General features: G+C 64.3%; 1 protein-coding gene and 1 pseudogene. Both read left to right on the forward strand.

What is annotated here, in order from left to right:
• Positions 1–197, forward strand: a pseudogene (locus tag EOA27_RS38160) (MaoC family dehydratase); the annotation flags it as partial.
• The coding region (locus EOA27_RS38165) for a phosphotransferase family protein (RefSeq protein ID WP_145970893.1) at positions 194–920 on the forward strand (727 nt) is incomplete at its 3' end. The pseudogene EOA27_RS38160 and the gene EOA27_RS38165, both read left to right, overlap by 4 nt.

A 920-nucleotide genomic window follows, 5' to 3' on the forward strand; every position in this document is an offset into this window, starting at 1 on the left:
GGCGCTTCCTGGCGCCGGTGAAGACGGGCGCCCGCATCCGCACCCGTTTCGTGCTGGCCGACGTCAAGGTGAGGCCATCCGGCTGGGTGCAGACGGCGCATGACGTGACCATTGAGATCGAAGGCTCGAAGAAGCCGGCGCTGACGGCTCGTTGGCTGACGTTGACGCTGATCGAGCGTCAGCCTGAGAACGCATGAGCGGCGAGGCCGGTGCCATAGACAAGGCGGCGCTTGCGCCCTATCTCGAGGCGCATGTCCCGGGTTTTGCCGGTCTGTCCGCCATTGAAAAATTCAAATCCGGACAGTCCAATCCGACCTATCTCCTGACCGCCGCCAGCGGCCGCTATGTCCTGCGCGCCAAGCCGCCGGGACAATTGCTGAAATCCGCGCACCAGGTCGACCGCGAATTCCGGGTGATGCGGGCGCTTGCCGGCACGGCTGTGCCCGTGCCGCGCATGCTGCATCTCTCGGGCGAGGAATCGCCGATCGGCCGCATGTTCTATGTCATGGAATATCTCGACGGCCGCGTCTTCTGGGATCCGTCGCTGCCGGACGCTTCCGGCAATGACGAGCGGGCAGCGATCTACGATGCCATGAATGCCACGCTCGCCGCCCTGCACGATGTCGATGTGGACGCGGTCGGCCTTGGCGATTTCGGCAAACCCGGCAGCTATTTCGAACGCCAGCTTGCGCGCTGGGCCGGCCAGTACCGGGCCTCCGAAACCGAAACCATAGCCGATATTGACAGGCTGGTTGCGTGGCTCGAGACCCATATGCCGACCGATGACGGCCGCGTTTCGCTCGTCCATGGCGACTACCGGCTGGACAACATGATGTTCGCGCTCGATGCGCCGAAAGTCATCGCGGTGCTCGACTGGGAGCTGTCGACGCTCGGCCATCCCTTCGCCGACCTCGCCTATC

The organism is Mesorhizobium sp. M2A.F.Ca.ET.037.01.1.1, from assembly GCF_003998075.1.
In the GTDB taxonomy this organism is placed as follows: Bacteria; Pseudomonadota; Alphaproteobacteria; order Rhizobiales; family Rhizobiaceae; genus Mesorhizobium.